The organism is Caulobacter segnis (genome assembly GCF_003243465.1).
GTDB lineage: Bacteria > Pseudomonadota > Alphaproteobacteria > Caulobacterales > Caulobacteraceae > Caulobacter > Caulobacter segnis_A.
The window spans coordinates 14,485-29,885 of sequence record NZ_QFQZ01000012.1 but is presented as its reverse complement, the minus strand read 5'-3'; the positions used below and the strand labels follow the sequence as shown (position 1 = coordinate 29,885).

Genomic DNA, 15,401 nt, shown 5'->3' with positions numbered 1-15,401 from the left:
GCGGGCTTCCAGCCCGTTGAGGTCCTCGGAGGCGATCCGTCATCGCCGGGCCTGGGCCGGCTTTCGGGGGCGGAGAGGGCTAATACCGGATGAACTCCCCAAACTGGGGACCGTCCGCCAAGGCCCGGCGCGCGTGAGGATGTGCAGAAATGCTTAAGGCCTGACGCTGAGCTGCGGCTGAAAACCCTTCAACCCTAAGCACAGGCGGATGAAGAGGGGCAATAGGCCCTCACGCCGGCGAACGCCTGTTAAGGCTCTATAGACACAGCTTTACATCCAGTAATCGCGCGAAGAGTCGAGGATACATTTCGCCGCATTCATGATGTCCGTCTGATTAACCCTATGTTCAGTCGCACGGGACTTTCCTTCGAACGTGCTCTGATCCGGCAGAACGCCGTGGTGAGCCTAAGAAAGGAGATGAGCCATGATGTTGATGAACGAACCACCGGCCGTCGTCGCTACGCTGCCGCTGCCCAACGCCGAGTCCACCGGCGACGAACTTTTCCGCATGGGCCTGCTGTACTCCACCGGCCAGGGCGGCGCGCCGCTGGACTATGTGTCCGCGCACATGCTGTTCAATCTGGCGGCCATGCGAGGCTCGGTCGAGGCCAAGCTCTATCGCAAGGAGCTGGCCCAGGAGATGGCCAGCGACGAAGTCGCCGAGGCTCAGCGCCAGGCGCGCGAATGGCTGGCCCACGGCTGACACCGTCCTGATTCCGGAGCTTGTCCGGACAGAGGGCTGTCCGGACCGCCCGCGCGCCTCGCGCGATGTGCTACGCGAGGCGGCTGCTGCTACATGACTGACGCGGCGTACGACGACACGGCCGCGCCCCTCTGTGTTCGCCGTCGTGCGGCGAGACGCATGCGCCGGCGGCCAAGCCGCCCACAACTCTCACAAGCCCCACAAACCTGGATGGCGCGGGCGCCGTCGAAGCCAGGCGCGACGATGCGGCGCGCGTCTATCGGACCGCTGACCGGTCTCCGATCAGGCACGGCACGGTCATCAGGATGATATACAGGTCCAGCCAGAACGACTGACGCTCGATGTATTCGACGTCCAGGGCGACGCGCCGCCGGACGCATTCGACCGTGTCGACCGGACCGCGCGAGCCGTTGATGGCCGCCCAGCCGGTCATGCCGGGTTTCATGCGGTGTCGGTGAGCGTACTGCGCCACCAACTGCGCCGACTCGACGCCGGCGGTCTTCATGCCGATGGCGTGGGGGCGGGGCCCGACCATGGACATCTCGCCGCGCAAGACGTTGAAGAGTTGGGGCAGTTCGTCGAGACTGGTCTTGCGGATGAACCTTCCGACCCGGGTGACCCGATCGTCGTTCGCGCGGATCTGGCGCGCCGCGTTGGCGTCAGCCAGTTCGTGGCGCATCGAGCGGAACTTCCAGACCAAAATTTCCTCGTTGTTGAAGCCGTGACGGCGCTGGCGGAAGAAGATCGGACCAGGGCTGTCGAGCTTAACCGCCAAGGCGATGGCCAGCATGGTCGGGGCCGTCAGGACGAGGCCCAGGCTCGCGAAGGTCAGATCCTGAAGGCGCTTCGCCAGGGCCCGGCGCCTGGACGCCTTGCTCGATCCCGATGGCGGGTGCTCCGCGTCGGCGGCGATCCGTGCGAGCGCGGCGTCGATGGCCGCCGGATCATCGTCGTCGATGAACAGGCTCAGAGGGTTCGGCAGCACGCCCAGGCGGTCGGTCAACTGGGCCACGCGCGTATCGGCCTTGGGATCGATGGCGATCACCACGCGGTCGACATAGGGGGCGATCCGGTGCGCCAGCAGCGCGCCCGTGTCACCGAGAAGCGGTACGCCCAGAATGTTTTCCGGCGCACGTTCGAGGCGGTCGTCGAACAGTCCGAGAATGTTGACTTGTCCTGTTCTGAGCGCGGCCTGGATCAGGCGTTCGGCGTTCGGCGTCGCGCCGATCAGAACGATGTTCGGCGTCAGACGGCCCAGCCGGCGGCCTCGGGCGATGGCTGTCCACCACGCCGCGTGAAGCAAGGCGATCACGGCGCCCGCGCCCAGCAGAATGAACAGGCTCCGCCCATCGGTCTGTCGCCAAGGCAGCGCTGCGATCAGGGCGGCCGCCAGCGCGAGGGCCAGCGCGCGCCCCACCACCGTCAGATGGCGTTTTAGGCTTTCCTGACGGGGAAACGCATAGCCGCCCAGGATGCGAATGGCGATCAGCAGCGAGCAAGCCCACAGCACCCCGACCAGCGGGTGGCCGAGCAAGGCCAGGCCCGCGGCGACAGCGGCCGCGCAGATCAGGTCAAGGAGCCTGGAGGCTTGGGCCAGGACGCTGGCGCTCATTCGGGCGCGGGAGGGCACAAGGCGACCCGGCCGCAGCGGTCCTCGTCGCTTCAGCCCAGTAATGTTCTCGGGACCCTTGCGGCCGTACGAGGATCCAGCGCCCTCGGCGGTGAACGTCAAGCCGGGCGGCGGCGATGAACTGGGCTCTGACAAGGGCTGCACGCGGCTTGGGGCTGGTAAAACGACGTTCAACCTAGCGTGGCCTCCTAAGCGTCACGTTAACGCGTATATTTTTGCCATCGACGCCGTTGTCATGTCGCACCGAACAGGCTATCGAACCGCTCCCTCTCAGGAGGAGACGTGGCCGAGAGGCTGAAGGCACCGCTTTGCTAAAGCGGCATACCTCAAAAGGGTATCGAGGGTTCGAATCCCTCCGTCTCCGCCATTTCCCCCTAGTAAAATCAACGAGTTAGCTGCGCCGGGGTGCGCTCGTTTGGCGCAGATAACACGCACTCAGTTGGACACCCTGATAACACAGTATCCGTCATCAGTCGGATAATTGAGTCTCGAAGGCGTCCAAGAGATCGCCTGCGTTGGTCCGCAGGTAGCGCTGCTCGGTGATGATCGTGTTCGCGTGGCCTGCCCACTTGCTCACCCAGTGGATCGCCATGCCGCCCTGAATGAGGCGGGTCAGGCAGGTGTGCCGGAAGGTGTGCAGGTTCACGTCGTCGATGTTGCCCTTACCGCTGAGGCGGATGTCCTCGCGGATGGTGTCCCACATATACCACGCCGTGGCGGGGGTCATGGGGAACAGCCGGTCGTCCGTCATGGTCGCCTTCAGGTAGGGGACGGTGTCCATGATGGCCTTCGTGAGCGGCACCGGGCGAGCCTTGCCGGACTTACAGGCCTCCGGCGGGAGAGCCAGGACCGGCTTACCCTTCACCTCGACGATCCAGTCCGGCTTCGCCTGGAGCGGCTCGGACAGACGGAAGCCGCCGTCGATGAGCCAGCGGACCAGGGCGCGGAACCGCTTCCACTGGCGCATCGGCTCACGCTGGGCGCGGGCGTCGATGGCGTCGAAGATCAGAGCCTCCTCCTCGGGAGACACGATGCGGTCCTTCTCGTTCTTCACGACGACCACCGGCATGTGCGGGCGTTCGTCGATGATCCTACGGCGGACGGCGGCTGTCAGAGACCTACCGACCATGTCCAGCTTCCGCTTCACGGTGGCTGGGGCGTACCCCTTGGCCTCCAGAGCGGCCTTCAGGTCAACGAGGTCTTGGTCGCCGACGTCCTTCACCAGCTTGCCCCCGATAAGCGGGGTCAGGATCTTGATGTTGGACATCAGGGTGCGCTGAGACTTCGTCCGGCTGGGCGACCACTCGTCCTTGAGCATCGTGTCCCAGAGGTCGGTCAGCGTGGGACCGCCTTCCTTGGCGCGGGTCTGCGTTTGGGAGGGGTGCGCGGCCGGCGGTGCGATCTTCCCGAGGACGATCTCGCGGGCCAGCTTGGAGGCCTGGGCCTTGTCTCTGGTGCCGGTCGAGATGCGCTTACGCTTCCCGTCCTCACCGTCGTAGTCGACGATCCAGATGCCGCTGGGCTTCTGGCGCATGGAAATGTTCATGGTCAGTCTCCAAGGATTTTGGCGACCGCCGTCTCCCCAAGCTTCGAGAGCTTCAGGTACTTGCGTCGGCGGTCATCCGGGTCGACCTCCTGTCCAACCCAGCTCAACGCATCCGGGTGGACCTTGGAGGGTTCTAGGAATAGGCCGAACGTCCGCTCCAGGGAGCGACCAAGTAACGGGGAGCCCCGTTCGTCGTCGCCGCCCATCTGGACAAGATCAGCCATAGTGATCGACTGGTTGCGAATGTGGTGCATCGCCACCATACAGAACGCCAGGATCTGGCGTGCAGAGGTTCTCGGCGGAGTGATTGACGTCACCCCCACCAATAGTGTCGCGAAACGCTCTAATTCGTTCGCGGAATGCGGCTGCAGCCTCGGCTGCGAAGTTGATCCGGTCATGTTGTTGCTCCTGGGATCGCAAGGGATGCTCCGTAAAGGTTGTAACGCGCACGGAGATCCATCGCCAGTAAACCAACTGACGGTGGACTCCGTGTCAAGACGCTGATCGCCTTGAGTTGGTGGTGATGTTGGTCAAGCTCTCAGGTTGAGACGCTATTGTTGCCCCCGCACGACACCCGGTGGGCGTGTCGGCAAGAACTTAATCGTCCTAGGATGGTGAAGAAAACTTCAACGCCCCTAACCCCAAAAAACCCTCTGGGTTGTTCTATTTTCGTTCTACGTCAGGAACGGTCGTAGTCGTTAACACTTCAGCGGCCGAACTCCTCCACGTAGAAGTGATCTCCGGGGAACAGAGCCCCGAAATCCGCGGCCACAGCGGCGGCCTGCCGGTACTTGGAGTAGGTCATGCCGGTGCGCCGGCCGTTGACGTAGACTTCGAACATCAGGTGGTTGTCCGTTCTGAGTTGGGGAAGGCGCGGCGGCCTGAGCCGCCGACGCTGAAAGAAGGCGGGGTCTCAGCCCCGAGAGGTCCAAGCCAGGCAGATCCAGGCGAACTCGACGATGCCTGGGGCCGCCATCAGCAGCGCCAGGATCAGGTGGACGAGGGCGGCGAGGCTCACTTGCGGGGCTCCTCGCAGAACACCACGAGCATCCCGAGGAAGCCCGCCCAGGCGGACATCGGGGTGTGCAGGACATGGAGCAGGCCCACGACCGGCAGCGAGGGCGGCAGCAGCGTGACCGTGATCAGGTCGACAGCGAACAGGCCGGTCGCCGAGTAGGCGAACAGCACCTTGCTGGTCTTGCGACGGTGGTCGCGATCCAGACAGGTGCGGACGTGACGCAGGTACTGGGTGACGTTCTCGATGACGTACAAGGGCGGTTGCTCCGGGGCTAGATCAGCGGGATGCCGAAGAGGCGGGTGAGGAGGGCCGAGCCAGCCAGGAGGCCGGGGCCTTGGATCAGCAGCACGAGCAGCAGCAGGCAGAGCAGCGTCTCGGGCAGGTAGATCGCCTTAGCGATCCAGTCGAAGGCGTCGCGCGGGCGCTTGGCGACCACGTCCTGCCAGCAGTCGAGGCAGATCGCGCCGACCGTGATGATGAGCAGGCCTAGCGCAGCGGGCTGCGTCAGGACGCCAGCCAGGAGGCCCAGGCCGCCCAGGAACTCGCCCCACTTCACGAGGCGACGCTGGACGGGCGGGACACCCAGGCGGGCGAACAGCCCGTCGACCTTGGCGGAGACCTCGGGGACGAACAGCTTGTGGTAGCCCGAGGAGGCGAAGAACAGGCCGAGGGCGGCCCGAATGGCGAGGGACGAGACGTCAGCAGGGATCATCGGGCCACCCCCAGCGGGCGGTAGCAGACCACCGAGCCGCACGGCGAGACCACCGTGATGCAGTCCACCTGGGCCTCGACCAGCTCGTAGCCGAGAGACAGGAGGTAGGCCTCCCAGTGCAGGCGCAGGGCCTCGGCAGCGAGGCCGACAGGGATATAGGAGAGCACGCTCATTCGCCGTCCTCCAGCAGGCTGCAGACAGCGACGTCGTCGCCGTCGAGGATGATCTGGATCTCTTCGATGCAGGCTTCGAGGCTGGTCTCGCAGTCGGCCAGCTTGGTGAAGGCGGCGGCCATCGTCCTGCCCAGCTCGCTCAGCGGCTGGCGGTTGCGCGCGGCCAGCTCAGCGGCGGCGTTGACGAGGACGATCATGTAGCAGCCAGGGCACAGGAGCTGCGTCTCCGCCTCCCGAGGGGATCGCGCGCCGGATCGCTCAGCGTTCTCGCGCATCTGTCCCTCAATGAAGTTGGCGGCCAGCATGCCGGCAGCGGTGCGCTTGCCGTCCGCGATGTGGATCAGGTCGCAGTCGCCGCCGTAGACGCGGCCATCGGTCCCGTTCCGGGTCAGGGTTTGCATTGAGTTGGAGTCCTCTCTGAGTTGGGTGTTGGTTACGTGAGCTGACGAAGGTGGCGCAGGATCGCAGCGATGCGTCGGGCCGAGGCGTGAGCCTCACCCCACGACATGGCGGCGGACGTCATGAGGCCGTAGGACCGGCGAAGCGCCCTCGCTCTCTCCCGCTCGGCCCCCTTGGCCTCCTGTTCGAAGCGCTCGATGCGCCAGTCCAAGGCTTCGCGCACTTGGTCCAGCCGCGTCGTATCAGCGACAGGGTCGCGCCAGACATAAGGGTCGCTCATCTGCGGCCTCCTAAGCTGCGAGCGGGCGCAGGCCCGCCTCTTCGCGGAGATCCCGCGCGGCGCGGAACAGGTCCGAGACGGCGAGGTTGACGTCCACAGCGGTGACGCCTTGAGGCCAACGCCTGACCGGCGTCCCCTCAAACAGCCTGGCTCGCTGCTCCAGTAGGGAGGCGGCGCGCTTGGCGTCAGGCATGACGCGGGCTTGCAGGATCAGGGCGGACACTGTCTTGGCGAGGTTCATCAGGCATCCTCATCACGGTGGGTTTGGATTAGCTCGGCGTCGCACTCGTCGGCCAAGCGGCGGTCATCGAGCCCGCTCTCGATCTCTCGAAGGCGGGCCAGAAGGGTCAAGGCGGGCGTCAGGCACAGCCCGGTGACGCACTCACGGCCAGACATCGACGGTCTCCACGAGGAAGACGTGGCATCGGTGAGCGATACCCAGGTAGGCGCGGGCGGTGGCATAGCGCCGCTCCTGGCGGGCCATCGCCGCCATGCAGAGCGCGTTCACCAGGGCCTCGTGAGCGTCACGCTGGTCCTGCGTCGGGCGGCGCTTAGGCGGCCCGAAGATGGCTTGGAGCAGGCCCGAGGCGGTCACAGGGCGTCCCCGTAGCTGGACGCGGCGACGGTCGCGGCGACGTCATCGGCGGACATGACGACGTCAATCTCGGAGGCGTCGAAGTCGACGGGCTCGACGCTGTTGACGTGCCAGTCGCCCAGCTCGTCGTCGAAGTTGCCCGGCCCGGCGTCGTCCGGGGCGGTGTCGTCGGCCGCCGTGGCGAGCTGCGCGCCCAGGCGCTCCGCCTCTTCGGCGGTGTCGGCCTCGACGTACCGCACGAAGCGGTCCCAGTTGGTGACCTCGCGGTCGATGTTGACGCGGAAGATGGGCATCAGCGGCCCTCCGCGACAGGGGCGCGATACGCACCGCCTTCGAGCATTTCCAGCAGGGCGTTGTAGTCGTCGCCGTTCGGGGCGATCTCCTGCTCGTTCAAGGCTGCGTTGTAGCGGCTCACGAGGGTCATCCTCGCGTTCCACTGGTCGGCGGCCTCCGCCATACGGCGCAGCTCCTCGCGGGCCAGCTTGGCCCCCTCGGGCGTGCCTTCGGTCAGCGCCGTGGCGATGATGGGCAGGACCGCGCGCCACGTAGGCGTCAGGTCGATGGTCTGGGACATGGAAGGGCCTCCAAGCGAAACCCTTGGCCAACCCAAGGGCTTGGACAGGAGGCCCCCGCTTTAACGCGGAGGCCGCTTTGAGTTGGGGATTAGGCCGCAGCAGGCATAGCTTCGCCGTTGCGATAGAGCGCAAAGCGGCGGGCGGTGGCCCCATGGGCGATAATGACGGGCGACGCCTTGGCCTTGGCCGAGGTCCCCATGCACGCCCGGCAGGACGCGCAGTCCGTCCGGTAACCGGCCTCTTTCGAGGCGGGGCATATGAACTCTCGGCGGGCGTCCACAGGTTCGCCAGCGAGGCGGACCCGGAACGTGCGCCACCCCTCACGGTCGGCGGCGGCCTTCTCTTCCGGCGTATCCACGGACGCCATGACGAGGGGCTGAAGGTGGCTCGCGGTGCGCCACTGATGGGTGTAGCCGGTCCAGGCGGACGCCTCGGCGACCAGAGCGCCCCAGATGTGCGCGGGGACGGCGGCCGGATCTCCATAGGAGCCCAGACGGACGGCGCGACCACGGCCCAGAGCGGTCAGGGCGGCGGCATCGGAAACGAGGGGGTATGCCCCGCGTTGCGCGGCCTTCCACACGCTCTTGGGCGCTTGGAAAACCTTGACGTAACACGACGTGCCCCGGTGCGGGCAGTCGCCGCAGACACTGGCGTCCTGGCCGGACTTCACGGCGTCCCAAGGGTCGACGTCGTCCCTCATGATCCAAGTCTGGACCATGTCGCCGGTCTTTTCGTTCCGGCTGGACCGGCCTAGGCCAGTCGCGATGACGACGATTGGTTTTCCGTCCAGCTCGGACGGCCCGCGATACAGGATCGCGCCGGTAAGGCCTGTCATGTTCTCCTCTCTGAGTTGGGCTTCCGGTGAAGCCTCGCGGCGGACCACGGGCTTGACGAGAAGCCCCCGCCCTAAGGCGGAGGCCGCTTTCAGTTGGATATCTGGGCGCGAGGAACCCAAGGGCGGGGCGTTAGGTCGCCCTGCCGCGCAGCGTCGGCGGCGGCCCAGTAGTGCGCGGCCTCTTCCAGCAGGTTCCTGCCGACCACGCTTTCCTTGCCGTGCGCCTCGGCGAAGCGCTCCGCTAGTTCCGCGCGCTTCGAGCGCTCGGCGGCGATCTTTTGGGCGAGCGTCATTGTCTCGCCTCCAGGTCCCACGCGGTGTGCGCGTCGTCGAAAGCCTTCCAGGCCTTGGCGAGGGCTTCACGGGCAACCCGGTGTTCCTCGCGGAGCGCGTCAATCTCCGGCGGGTAGGTCGCGGCCTTCAAAGCCTCCCAGACCCTTTCCTCGCGGAGCTTGGCGTGGCCCCAATCGACGGCGGCGTTCAACACCGCATCGGTCGGCTGCAGTTTCACGGCGTTTCGGCCCTCCTAGGCCATCATCAGCGACGCAGGATCAGCGCCGGACGCCAGCCCCCGCTTTAACGCGGAGGCCGCTTTCAGTTGGGTATCGGGCCTAAGCGGCCCGGCGTATTATCTGGGCGGCTTGCGGCATCGGTCTGAGAACCGCCCGGTCGTAGTCATGACAGCGCCCGGTGACCTTGGAGAGCACCCAAGTCCAGGCCCTAGCGGCCCAACGGTGGCGGACGACGCACGCCACGCCGTGAGGCCGGGTGCAGTCGAATACTTGGTAGACGCGCAACGTGTTTCGGCCCTCCTTAGGCCATCGTCAGGGAGGCGGTTACAGCCCCCGACACATCACCCCGCTGAGACCAGCCTGCGACCTCAGGGCGGGTGGCAATGACGGGGTCCTATGTCCCCGCCCTGGCCTTGCGCCGTGGTCGCCGACTACTAGCCGGAGGGAACCCTTATGCTTGGCGGGTTCCTTGCCGCTTCGATCCGGTGGCCGTGTCGGCCGCCCCGTCTCGATGGCCAACTGATAGCGGCTTCCGTTCTGAGTTGGCAAACGAAAAATGATGCTGGCCAGCAACTTTTTTATATCCCCTTGGTTTTCTTAGCGAATTTTCAGCCGCGGCTAGAAGTCCCTTCGAGGCCCCCTCTACGCGCGAACGCGCGGCGTTAGACGTGGGTAGCCGGGCAGAGCGTTTCGCCCCTTGGCGGCCCCTCCAGGCCCCTGCTAGGCGTAGCTCGACGACGAGGGCGCGGAGGGCGTGGCGATGCAATGGCGGGAACCTGTAGGGGCTTATGGGCGCGGCTTGGCCGTCACGTTCTCCCTCGCGGTGATCGCGGCGGGCTCATACCTCGCGGCCCTAGCCGTGGTCGGTGTCGGGCACACGGTCGGGCAATGGGTGACCGGAGGCGGGCTAGGCGACGTCCCCCGGTACGTCACCGGGTCACTTGCGGTGCTCATTGGGCTACCGCTCGCGGGTAGGTTCTGGCCGTCTCAGGGTGGACACTAGGCCGGGACGAAAAAAGCAGGGGGCCAAGAAAGCGAACGCGGAAAGCGTCGGAGGCCGCTAGGCGGCTCGCGGTGGCCCTGAGATAGGCTCGCGGCCCTCCCAGTGGCCCCTGTAGTGCCAACAAAACCCATATGGCGTAAGGCTTTCACGCATCAGTGTGCCTCACCACTGTGCCAATAGCACGCGCGGCCGGGCTTCTAGGCGGCCGGGGTGGCCCCTGGCTTGCCCCAAGGTACCCCCTACGGGGGGAACTGCACACGGGCGCGCGTAAACCTGGCCCTTCGCGTATCTGACCCCAAAACCATCGGGACTCCTTCAGGACACCCTGGAGCCCCCTAAAGCCTCTTCGGCTGGGATGGTAGCGGCCGACCCTGTTCCTGCCCTCCAGGCCCGCCCCAGGAGTCACGACAGGCCATCATGAAGATTACCCGTGGCTGACCCACGAGGGGAGGGACAGGAGAGGGACCACCCCCGGTGATTATTCACCGAGGGGGTCTTGAAACAGGAGACCACCTGTCTACGTATATCTCTAAGTCTATCTTAGAGACCTATTAGACAGGTAATAGGTAGGTAGTAATCTAAGACCTATCTCGAAGCTACCTCAGGTCACCTTCTGGATCTCCTCAGGTCCCGCCCAATGCCTCGCTTCAGGCCACCCCGAGGATTGCTCAGGGTCTGTCCGAGGAAGGTGCCGGCGAAGAACTCCCTTTCGAACGCAGCGTCTGCCTTGCGGCGGTAGTCCTCCTCGGCCTTGAGGACGTCCGCGTTGAGGCGGTCGGCCCAATAGGCGAGGGCGAGGGCCAGCACGTCGAGCCTGTCGTCGTGCTTGAGCGCCCCGCGTTGGGAGGTCAGGTGGGTGAGCTGGTACAGTCCCCGCTTGACCGGGTCCGGGTGTGCCAGGTCCTTACGGATCACGTCCTCGTCGATGACGAGGCGATGCTGGCGCAGGACCGGCTCGATGGCCGAGAGCATCCGCACTTCCTTCTGGCCGCTGCTCTTGATGCCCTCCAGGGCGCAGGGGCGCTTACGGGCGAGCACAGGCTCGAACAGCCGGCGGAACATGCCGTCCCCGAAGTTGTCTTCGGCGATGATGAGGTTGACCTCTTCCTCCGCAGCAATGGTCGCCAGGGCGGCGAGTGTCTCGTCGGCAAAGCCGTCTTGGAAGCCGCCCCAGCGCCGGACGTAGATCATGCCGTTCAGGAACTTGGTCACGACGTAGCCGGTCTCGTCCTTGCCTCGGCCCGAGGGGTCGATGTGCATGACGCTGCCGGTGAAGTCCGTGAACTCCGGCGAGACATACATGGGTCGGAATAGCCGGTCCCCGTCAAAGCCCACGTTGGCGAAGTCCTTGAGGACCAGCTCGGGGTTCGAGGCCCACGCGATGCGGACAGGGGCGATCTTCGGGTTGACCGCGGTGACGATGAGGTCGCGGGTCTTGAGCGGGTACTTGTCCCCGTCCGACAGCGAGGTGTCGAGCTGGAACTGCAGCAGGAAGCCTGCTGGGCCGTACTCGGTCTCCCGCTCCAACAGATCCAGCTCAGTGAAGCGCTGGGTGTCCGTAGGGCGTCCGCCGCACTGGGTGCCACGAGGGGTGCCAAGGGTCGGGTCCTTCTCCAGCTCGGCCGCCAGGAGGGGGGCGAGGTGACCGTGGTAGGACGCGAGGCGGGCCGGGGTGGGGTAGCGCGCCGGCCAGATGCGAATGGCGTAGCCCTTCTCCGCGAGCTTGCGGTAGATGGACTCCTGGGTCTGCGGGGTGCCCAGGTAGATGATCTCGCCGTCCGGCTTCAGGATAGCCGCGTATTCCTTCGTGCGGGCTTCGAGCTTCTCCCGCATGCCTTCGGTCTCGGCGTTCTTCGGGACCTCGACGTCGTCGGAGATCACGATGTCGGCGCGCGAGCCGGTGAGCTGGCCGAAGATGCCCACGACCTTCACGGAAGGGGACTTGTCGGGAACCGCGGGGCCGACGTCGAAGGCCAAGGTGGACGTGCGCTGCCCAGGCTTCGGGCGCAGCTCGTCCCACAGGCCGTCGCCGGCATCGTGGTCGATGATCTGCTTGATGAGGGTCGCGCACTCGTTGGCGAGCGTCTCGTTGGCCGAGACGATGACGACCTTGAGGTTGGGGTCCTTCCAGAGCCGCCAGACGACGTAGGCGCATGTCAGGAAGGATTTGCCGACACCCCGGAACGCTTGGATGAAGCGGCGTCGGGGGCCGGTCGCGAGGAAGCGGCCGACGTCAAGTTGGACCCTGGTGGGGACCGGGAGCGACAGAACGCGCGTCCAGACGTACCAGAGGAACTTGAGGAAGTCGGCCTGCATGATCTCCCGCGAGGAGGGGGCAGGTTGGGTCAGGTGGATCTCAGGATGGCCCGTGGTGACTCTGGGAGGGGTCTAGGACGGGCGGAGCGAGGGACTCCGCTAGGGTGGTAGCGAAGCCCGCTCTGAGTTGGGTTTAGGCGGCCAGAAGCGGCCCAAGGATCGCGGCGTTGAAGGCAGCGCCCAAGGCGGCAGCGCCGGCCTCGTTATAGTGGCGGTCGCCATAATCGTAGGCGGGGTTCAGCGTGTCAGGAGACGACGGGTTCTCCAGCACCGAATAGGCGTCGAAGTACAGCGTGCCGCTGAGAGCGCACTGCGCCTTCGCTCGATCTCGCTGCGCCCTCACCGCCGGTTGGGACGTCGTGTAGAACGGAGTCGGCCCCCAGAGGACCGGAACGATGCCTGCCGCTTTACAGCGCGCAGCGATGTCCTGCGCTCTCGCCCAGGAAGCATCGAGAGTGGCCTGGGTCGTCGCCGAGGGGTCGTTCGGGCTACTCACCGGGAACACCAACACGGAAGGCTTGTGTGGGCCGCTGATGGCCTTGAGCGCCTCCTGGTAGAAGTTGGTCGACTGCGATCCCGCGACCCCGAAATTCGCCCACGTCACCGGAGCCTGCGGCTTAGACGCGAGGCAGGCCGCCTTGAACAGGAAGCTGTCATGGTCGGCACCGGTTCGGTAGCCCTGCGTGAGGCTGTCGCCGAAACCGACCAGCGAGATCCCCTTCGTCTGCGACCGGACTTGCACGACGGCGGGACACACGCCATCCGCAAAGGTCACGCCCGTCCACGAGCCAGGGTTGGTGACCCCGTCCGAGGCGTACTTGTAGCAAGACGTGAGGTGGCGGCCCTGGTCGATGCCGGCCCATGCGCCGCCAGCGACGCCAGACGACGAGAGGGTGCCCGACAAGGAAGTCTGGGTGATCTGGCCGTAAGTGCGGATGAGCATGTAGCGAAGGCCGGACCCAACAGACGGAACAGCCTGCCATGCGGTGGCGGTGTAGGCACGGTCGAAGTTCGGCGTCGCGGCCCCGGTGGCGCTCGCGGCGTTGACCAGACCCGTCGCCGAAGTGATGGGGACCCAGAGCGTGTTGTCAGGGACGCCGCTCGAATTGAGCGGTGTGAAGCCGTCCGTGTGGATGCCCCAGCAGAAAGCCACCGACGCCTTGTTGATGGTCCGAGCCGTGGTCTCGTGATTGGCGTAGATCAAGCGGACAGCTGAGACGGCCATGTCTTCGATGTTGTAGTTGTTCTGGATAGTGGCCGCGCCGATATAGCTGGCGTTCTGCGACATGTACTTGATCAGGTACTCGTCGACCAAGGCGGGGTTGCCGTTTTTGCTCTGCGTCACCAAGGTCTGCGGAGCTGCAGCCCCGAGCAGGCGAAGGCGTAGACCGCCTTGCCCGCCGTTCGAGAAGTTTGCCGTCTGCATCTTACGAGCTGGCTCTCGTGAAGACAGGCGTGACGTTGCCGCCCGTGATCGCCGAGGCGTTGACTCGGTACCACGCCGCGCCCGGTTCACTGAACCTCTTGGCGCGCACCGAGCCGCTCGAAGCGTCACCCGAAAGAGTACCGCCGTCGACCTTAGTCCAACGGGCCGTGCCGGCAGGGTCTGTGTGCGAACGTTCCAGTTCCGCGGTGACGGCAGTCGCGGTGCCGTAGAGCGAGATCGCGAAGTCACCCACGATGAGGACCGCAGTGCCAGCGCCAGCGGCGGATAGAGCTGCTTGCTCGACGTGCGAGACCGGGCCGGGGAGCGAAGCAAGCGCCCCGTTGGGGCTGGCGAGCACAACCGCTGCGGCGTCGCCGGTCGTGCCCGAAACGGTAGGAAGTTGGATGCTCATTGAAATCCTAGTGAGGAACCCCGAGCACTTCGGCGTCGAGGTCAAGATCGGTGAGAGTTTGGGCCAGGGCGTCCACACGCGGGGCGGACTTGGGAGCGTCCACGCCGTTCTGGGCGAGGAACTTCATGACCTTGTCGAGGAGCTGCGGGTTCACCGGGATGTTCTGCTCCTTGGAGGCCTTCATGGCCGCCTCAAGCTCGTCCTTCAGGACGCCGGCCAGCAGACCGTGGAGGGCGTCCAGGGCGTCTTCCGTGGCGCGACCGGTCATCCCAGCACCTGCGTCAGGAAGGCCGAGAGAACCAGGCTGGCCACCGAGGCCACCGCCGAAGCGATACCCACGATGAGCCAGCGGAAGCGCTCCAGTTTCGTAAGGCGCTCGCCGTGGTCCTCATGGACCTCTTCGTGCTTCTCGAAGCGGCGATTGGTCTCCACCCGGTGCAGCCCGAAGGCGTCGATGAGGGCGGTCAGCTTGCCGTCGATGCGGCCGAGCATGATGTCGGTCGACTGCGGCGTATCGTTGTCGTTCACGGGGTACTCAGGGAGGGGTTAGGTGAGAGCCGCCACGGCCTGGACCAGAGCGACAACTTGGGAGGGGGTGAGGCCGAAATCCGAGGCGATCTCGGAGATCCTGGCGGGAACCTGGGAAGGCGGTGCCGGGCCGTAAGTCGGCGTCTCGTAGACTACGCCGTCACGAAGCTCCAACGTCACGGCCTCAATCACCTGGCCGGCCGGCGCGGGGTCAGCCTCGATGCGCGGGTAGACGCCGATCTCAGCGAGGTCTTCCGGCGACCAGAGTGTAAGGACGTTAGCGGGGTATTGGATGCCGCCAACTTCGAAAGGTTGGTAGGGGAGGGGCGTGAGGACGCCGTCCGCCCGTATGGCGAAGGACAAGAAGTTCTCCTAGAAAGTCCAAGTGAGACGGACAAGGCCCGCCGCGTTCGTGCCCCAGACGGGGCCAAGGCCGGGGTCCCACCACACGGCGCAGCCCCCGCCGGGAAACTTACCGTTCGGGTCTACGGGACCGGTACCGCCTTCACCTTGCGGAGAGGGCCAGCCGGACGAGGGTGTAGCACCTGCGCCGCCCGGACCGCCGGAGCCGCCGCCTGGGAGGCTACCAGGCCCCCCTTCGTAGTTGACATCGCCTGAATACCCAGCGCCGCCTAGCGACTGAGAGCCATCGGTGTACCCGGAGAAAGCGCGGCAGATTATGGAGCCACCCGAGGTCTTGACCCACGAGGAGTCCCCGCCGGCTGAATTGATGGGGCG

At 65.7% G+C, this 15,401-nt stretch carries 24 protein-coding genes and 1 tRNA gene; 2 read left to right on the top strand and 23 right to left on the bottom strand.

Features of this window, described 5'->3' with window-relative positions; translation table 11 throughout:
- Nucleotides 1–424 precede the first annotated feature (424 nt).
- Nucleotides 425–703, top strand: a complete 279-nt coding sequence (locus DI526_RS05875; protein WP_304275284.1) for a sel1 repeat family protein — start codon at nt 425–427, stop codon at nt 701–703.
- A gap of 256 nt (nt 704–959) precedes the next feature.
- On the opposite strand, the gene DI526_RS05870 is transcribed toward DI526_RS05875, so the two are convergent.
- A complete protein-coding gene (locus DI526_RS05870; RefSeq protein WP_369691895.1) occupies nt 960–2,315 on the bottom strand; it encodes an exopolysaccharide biosynthesis polyprenyl glycosylphosphotransferase in 1,356 nt (451 codons plus the stop codon).
- Nucleotides 2,316–2,609: 294 nt separating this feature from the next.
- Here DI526_RS05870 and DI526_RS05865 point away from each other — a divergent pair.
- Nucleotides 2,610–2,700: transfer RNA gene (locus tag DI526_RS05865), tRNA-Ser, on the top strand.
- Nucleotides 2,701–2,802: 102 nt separating this feature from the next.
- Here the strand turns inward: DI526_RS05865 and DI526_RS05860 are convergent.
- The 22 genes from DI526_RS05860 to DI526_RS05755 form a co-directional block, all read right to left on the bottom strand.
- A complete protein-coding gene (locus tag DI526_RS05860) occupies nt 2,803–3,879 on the bottom strand; it encodes a tyrosine-type recombinase/integrase (RefSeq protein WP_304275278.1) in 1,077 nt (358 codons plus the stop codon).
- Between the two features lie 2 nt (nt 3,880–3,881).
- Entirely contained in the window at nt 3,882–4,277 is a 396-nt protein-coding gene (locus DI526_RS05855; RefSeq protein ID WP_304275274.1) for a hypothetical protein, read from the bottom strand.
- A gap of 308 nt (nt 4,278–4,585) precedes the next feature.
- A complete protein-coding gene (locus DI526_RS05850; protein WP_304275271.1) occupies nt 4,586–4,720 on the bottom strand; it encodes a hypothetical protein in 135 nt (44 codons plus the stop codon).
- A 173-nt stretch (nt 4,721–4,893) separates the two neighbouring features.
- Nucleotides 4,894–5,151 (bottom strand): hypothetical protein, encoded by a 258-nt coding sequence (locus DI526_RS05845; RefSeq protein WP_304275269.1) that lies wholly within the window; start codon nt 5,149–5,151, stop codon nt 4,894–4,896.
- 17 nt (nt 5,152–5,168) lie between these two features.
- Nucleotides 5,169–5,609 (bottom strand): DoxX family membrane protein, encoded by a 441-nt coding sequence (locus DI526_RS05840; protein ID WP_304275266.1) that lies wholly within the window; start codon nt 5,607–5,609, stop codon nt 5,169–5,171.
- Nucleotides 5,606–5,782, bottom strand: coding sequence for a hypothetical protein (locus DI526_RS05835; protein WP_304275263.1), 177 nt, complete (start codon nt 5,780–5,782; stop codon nt 5,606–5,608). The genes DI526_RS05840 and DI526_RS05835 overlap by 4 nt, the downstream gene beginning before the upstream one ends.
- Nucleotides 5,779–6,183, bottom strand: a complete 405-nt coding sequence (locus DI526_RS05830) for a hypothetical protein (RefSeq protein WP_304275260.1) — start codon at nt 6,181–6,183, stop codon at nt 5,779–5,781. Before DI526_RS05830 ends, DI526_RS05835 begins: the two co-directional genes overlap by 4 nt.
- Before the next feature lie 32 nt (nt 6,184–6,215).
- A complete protein-coding gene (locus tag DI526_RS05825; protein WP_304275258.1) occupies nt 6,216–6,461 on the bottom strand; it encodes a hypothetical protein in 246 nt (81 codons plus the stop codon).
- Between the two features lie 10 nt (nt 6,462–6,471).
- On the bottom strand, nt 6,472–6,702 hold the full coding sequence (locus tag DI526_RS05820; protein ID WP_304275255.1) for a hypothetical protein: 231 nt from the start codon (nt 6,700–6,702) through the stop codon (nt 6,472–6,474).
- A complete protein-coding gene (locus tag DI526_RS05815) occupies nt 6,702–6,857 on the bottom strand; it encodes a hypothetical protein (RefSeq protein WP_304275252.1) in 156 nt (51 codons plus the stop codon). Before DI526_RS05815 ends, DI526_RS05820 begins: the two co-directional genes overlap by 1 nt.
- Nucleotides 6,844–6,969 (bottom strand): hypothetical protein, encoded by a 126-nt coding sequence (locus tag DI526_RS05810; protein ID WP_304275250.1) that lies wholly within the window; start codon nt 6,967–6,969, stop codon nt 6,844–6,846. The genes DI526_RS05815 and DI526_RS05810 overlap by 14 nt, the downstream gene beginning before the upstream one ends.
- An 83-nt stretch (nt 6,970–7,052) precedes the next feature.
- Nucleotides 7,053–7,349 carry a hypothetical protein gene (locus DI526_RS05805; protein WP_304275247.1) on the bottom strand — a complete coding sequence of 99 codons (297 nt, stop codon included), beginning with the start codon at nt 7,347–7,349 and terminating at the stop codon, nt 7,053–7,055.
- Nucleotides 7,349–7,630: a hypothetical protein gene (locus DI526_RS05800; RefSeq protein WP_304275246.1), complete on the bottom strand. Its 282-nt coding sequence runs from the start codon at nt 7,628–7,630 to the stop codon at nt 7,349–7,351. The genes DI526_RS05805 and DI526_RS05800 overlap by 1 nt, the downstream gene beginning before the upstream one ends.
- An 89-nt stretch (nt 7,631–7,719) precedes the next feature.
- Nucleotides 7,720–8,466 (bottom strand): hypothetical protein, encoded by a 747-nt coding sequence (locus DI526_RS05795; RefSeq protein WP_304275244.1) that lies wholly within the window; start codon nt 8,464–8,466, stop codon nt 7,720–7,722.
- An 89-nt stretch (nt 8,467–8,555) separates the two neighbouring features.
- Nucleotides 8,556–8,759, bottom strand: coding sequence for a hypothetical protein (locus DI526_RS05790; protein WP_304275243.1), 204 nt, complete (start codon nt 8,757–8,759; stop codon nt 8,556–8,558).
- The gene (locus DI526_RS05785; protein ID WP_304275239.1) at nt 8,756–8,977 is read right to left on the bottom strand and encodes a hypothetical protein; all 222 of its coding nucleotides are present in this window, start codon (nt 8,975–8,977) and stop codon (nt 8,756–8,758) included. Before DI526_RS05785 ends, DI526_RS05790 begins: the two co-directional genes overlap by 4 nt.
- Before the next feature lie 1,610 nt (nt 8,978–10,587).
- A complete protein-coding gene (terL, locus tag DI526_RS05780; RefSeq protein ID WP_304275237.1) occupies nt 10,588–12,297 on the bottom strand; it encodes a phage terminase large subunit in 1,710 nt (569 codons plus the stop codon).
- 133 nt (nt 12,298–12,430) lie between these two features.
- Nucleotides 12,431–13,723: an SGNH/GDSL hydrolase family protein gene (locus DI526_RS05775; protein WP_304275234.1), complete on the bottom strand. Its 1,293-nt coding sequence runs from the start codon at nt 13,721–13,723 to the stop codon at nt 12,431–12,433.
- Nucleotide 13,724: 1 nt separating this feature from the next.
- Nucleotides 13,725–14,135 carry a hypothetical protein gene (locus DI526_RS05770; protein ID WP_304275232.1) on the bottom strand — a complete coding sequence of 137 codons (411 nt, stop codon included), beginning with the start codon at nt 14,133–14,135 and terminating at the stop codon, nt 13,725–13,727.
- 7 nt (nt 14,136–14,142) lie between these two features.
- Nucleotides 14,143–14,403, bottom strand: a complete 261-nt coding sequence (locus DI526_RS05765) for a hypothetical protein (RefSeq protein ID WP_304275229.1) — start codon at nt 14,401–14,403, stop codon at nt 14,143–14,145.
- A complete protein-coding gene (locus DI526_RS05760; RefSeq protein ID WP_304275226.1) occupies nt 14,400–14,663 on the bottom strand; it encodes a hypothetical protein in 264 nt (87 codons plus the stop codon). The genes DI526_RS05765 and DI526_RS05760 overlap by 4 nt, the downstream gene beginning before the upstream one ends.
- A gap of 18 nt (nt 14,664–14,681) precedes the next feature.
- A complete protein-coding gene (locus tag DI526_RS05755) occupies nt 14,682–15,026 on the bottom strand; it encodes a hypothetical protein (RefSeq protein WP_304275223.1) in 345 nt (114 codons plus the stop codon).
- Nucleotides 15,027–15,401 lie beyond the last annotated feature (375 nt).

Bases quoted from the DNA above. Each gene is read 5' to 3' on its own strand.
- DI526_RS05815 (WP_304275252.1), bottom strand. From the start codon at position 6,857: ATGTCTGGCCGTGAGTGCGTCACCGGGCTGTGCCTGACGCCCGCCTTG.
- DI526_RS05825 (WP_304275258.1), bottom strand. From the start codon at position 6,461: ATGAGCGACCCTTATGTCTGGCGCGACCCTGTCGCTGATACGACGCGG.
- DI526_RS05850 (WP_304275271.1), bottom strand. From the start codon at position 4,720: ATGTTCGAAGTCTACGTCAACGGCCGGCGCACCGGCATGACCTACTCC.
- DI526_RS05775 (WP_304275234.1), bottom strand. From the start codon at position 13,723: ATGCAGACGGCAAACTTCTCGAACGGCGGGCAAGGCGGTCTACGCCTT.
- terL (WP_304275237.1), bottom strand. From the start codon at position 12,297: ATGCAGGCCGACTTCCTCAAGTTCCTCTGGTACGTCTGGACGCGCGTT.
- DI526_RS05790 (WP_304275243.1), bottom strand. From the start codon at position 8,759: ATGACGCTCGCCCAAAAGATCGCCGCCGAGCGCTCGAAGCGCGCGGAA.
- DI526_RS05820 (WP_304275255.1), bottom strand. From the start codon at position 6,702: ATGAACCTCGCCAAGACAGTGTCCGCCCTGATCCTGCAAGCCCGCGTC.
- DI526_RS05805 (WP_304275247.1), bottom strand. From the start codon at position 7,349: ATGCCCATCTTCCGCGTCAACATCGACCGCGAGGTCACCAACTGGGAC.
- DI526_RS05840 (WP_304275266.1), bottom strand. From the start codon at position 5,609: ATGATCCCTGCTGACGTCTCGTCCCTCGCCATTCGGGCCGCCCTCGGC.
- DI526_RS05855 (WP_304275274.1), bottom strand. From the start codon at position 4,277: ATGACCGGATCAACTTCGCAGCCGAGGCTGCAGCCGCATTCCGCGAAC.
- DI526_RS05765 (WP_304275229.1), bottom strand. From the start codon at position 14,403: ATGACCGGTCGCGCCACGGAAGACGCCCTGGACGCCCTCCACGGTCTG.
- DI526_RS05830 (WP_304275260.1), bottom strand. From the start codon at position 6,183: ATGCAAACCCTGACCCGGAACGGGACCGATGGCCGCGTCTACGGCGGC.
- DI526_RS05875 (WP_304275284.1), top strand. From the start codon at position 425: ATGATGTTGATGAACGAACCACCGGCCGTCGTCGCTACGCTGCCGCTG.
- DI526_RS05795 (WP_304275244.1), bottom strand. From the start codon at position 8,466: ATGACAGGCCTTACCGGCGCGATCCTGTATCGCGGGCCGTCCGAGCTG.
- DI526_RS05770 (WP_304275232.1), bottom strand. From the start codon at position 14,135: ATGAGCATCCAACTTCCTACCGTTTCGGGCACGACCGGCGACGCCGCA.
- DI526_RS05860 (WP_304275278.1), bottom strand. From the start codon at position 3,879: ATGAACATTTCCATGCGCCAGAAGCCCAGCGGCATCTGGATCGTCGAC.
- DI526_RS05870 (WP_369691895.1), bottom strand. From the start codon at position 2,315: ATGAGCGCCAGCGTCCTGGCCCAAGCCTCCAGGCTCCTTGACCTGATC.
- DI526_RS05800 (WP_304275246.1), bottom strand. From the start codon at position 7,630: ATGTCCCAGACCATCGACCTGACGCCTACGTGGCGCGCGGTCCTGCCC.
- DI526_RS05835 (WP_304275263.1), bottom strand. From the start codon at position 5,782: ATGAGCGTGCTCTCCTATATCCCTGTCGGCCTCGCTGCCGAGGCCCTG.